The sequence below is a fragment of the Arthrobacter sp. TMS2-4 genome (assembly GCF_054511075.1).
Genome location: NZ_JBTNDI010000037.1, coordinates 1 through 2,165, shown reverse-complemented (window position 1 = coordinate 2,165; position 2,165 = coordinate 1). Strand labels below are relative to the sequence as shown.

The following is a 2,165-nucleotide window of genomic DNA, read 5'->3' as shown; positions in this document are numbered from 1 at the left end:
AGCTTGTGCCGTGCCCCTGACGCTCCTATAAGTGTCAACAGCATTAGGGGAGGCTGTGGTCAGAGTCCGCTGGTGCCCTACGGATGCGGTTTGACCTCGGCGTTGAACCGCTTTGAGGGGATGTCCGCTTAGGGGAGACCGGCAACTAGTTCTGTGCCGTGCCGCTCGATGTCTTCCAGGGCGATCCCTGCTGCAGGGTTTAGCCAGGCCGCGTGTTCGATGCAGCCATTCCTGAGCCACATCGGGCAGTAGGTATACACGGTGTTGTCTAGGAGTGCGATCGTTCCGATCCGACGTAGTGGCTTCTTTCTTGTCGGCTTGGGGGGCGACCCGACGTGAATGGTTCTCCCGTGTCGCAGCCTCTTGGCTGGTACGGGCCATATCTCTCCCACTTCGAAGCTGGTTCCGGTGAAACCGGGGGCACACCATACGAGGTCGCTGAACGTGTGGGTTCGTGGGTCCCAGGTCGTTGGAGCAAGAGTTGCGCAGAAGCCATCGTCTAAGGCATTGAGGTCGTATTCGACGGCGGATCCGGCCGTTCTCGGCAGCAAGTCGGTTTCCATGATGCTCCTCCGTTGTTGCTGTGCGTGCTGGCGGAATGGACCACTGAACCAGATCACTATAGTGACGTGATCCGGGAAGCATCGCACCCTGCAGATGGGCGTATGGCGATGATTTAGCGCGTCTCACACGGAGGCTAGCGGCTGCAAGAGATGTGAACCACTGTCTGGTAGTTGCTCGCGAAGCCAGCTCCGGTACCGGATGAGGAGGTGATCGCTGCGGGTCTTACCTCGCTCAAGCCGGGAGAGCGTCGAGGGCCACTCGCCGAGACTGCTGGCCGCTTCCTGCAACGTGATGCCCAGCTCGTGACGCAGGGGTCGTAGGTCCGCAACTGCTGGCGCGGGGACGGGGTTGGTAATCTGGCGGTAGACCTCACGGGCGACATAGCGTTTCAGACACCTGATGATCTCCCGTTTGCTCTTGCCTTCCTCGGTCCGTTTGGTGACGTATTCCTTCGTCCTGGGGTCGATGTTCATGCGCACCAGGACGATGTGGTGCAGTGCGCAGTTGGCCTGCCTGTCGCCGCCACGGCTGAGTCTGTGCCGACTGGTTTTTCCCGAGGAGGCGGGGATGGGGGCGACGCCGGCGAGGGCCGCGAACTTGGCTTCGCTGCGTACGCGGTCCTGGTTGTCCCCGAACGTCACGAGCAGCTGAGATGCGACATCGGTACCGACTCCGGTGAGTTCCTGCAGCATCGGCGCGTAGGACTCCAGGATGTCCTGCAGTTGAGCGGTGGCCTCGTCGATTTCCTCGCTCAGGTGTTGGTAGCGCACGGCCAATGCCTTGAGCACTCGTGCTGTCACGCAAAGAGGGTCAGCGAGGTGTCCGGCCGGTCGGGAGCGAGCCATGACGCCGATCATGGTCGCCGTGGTCATGCCCTGGTACTTGGACCGCACACCCTCTGGTGCGGAAATCAGCAGACTCTTGATCTGGTTGATCGCAGCACTCCGGGACTTCACGGCTGACACCCTGAGCGCGCGCAGGACACGCAAGCATTCAACGGGCCCGTCCTTGGCTTTCGGGACCGCGGTACTCCTACCCACGATGACGGAGTGGGCCGCCCGGTAGGCATCCAAAGGATCCGTCTTGCCCTTGAGTCGGCGCTGCTGACGATCGGGTCTGTTGACCTCGATGACAAGGATTCCCTCGCCCTGCAGGACTTTCGTCAGTGCTGCCCCGTAGGTTCCGGTACCTTCCATGCCAACTTGCACGACCTCACCGAAACCGGTGATGAAGCGAAGTGCATCCCGGTAGCCTGCGGCCGTTGTCGGGAACGCCTGGTCAGCTATTGGTTTGCCGTATTCCGTGACGACAGCGACGTGATGGGTGTCAGCGTGCGTGTCGATCCCGACGACGATGCGGCTCTCCTGCGCTTCAAGGTCTGACATGTCTGCCTCTCCGTGGAAGTGGGTCTCCACGAGCCAGAACGGGCAGGCAATACGGTAAGGGGATCTGGTCAGGCTCCTATGAGGCCATACCCGCCGGCACGTGAAGCGATCGCGGGGTCAGTGGACAGGTCAAGGGAAGGACAGCAACTCAGAGAGCCACGTCATGTGGACAGAGAGCCACACCGAACCCGCAATCAGTTTCCACTATTACCGTGG

Annotated in this window: 2 protein-coding genes; both read right to left on the bottom strand. The window is 61.2% G+C overall.

What is annotated here, in order from left to right:
• Positions 1–128: 128 nt before the first annotated feature.
• Positions 129–563, bottom strand: a complete 435-nt coding sequence (locus ACX80F_RS16960; protein WP_459337551.1) for a hypothetical protein — start codon at positions 561–563, stop codon at positions 129–131.
• 123 nt (positions 564–686) lie between these two features.
• Positions 687–1,979, bottom strand: coding sequence for an IS110 family RNA-guided transposase (locus tag ACX80F_RS16955; protein WP_459337550.1), 1,293 nt, complete (start codon positions 1,977–1,979; stop codon positions 687–689).
• Positions 1,980–2,165: the final 186 nt, after the last annotated feature.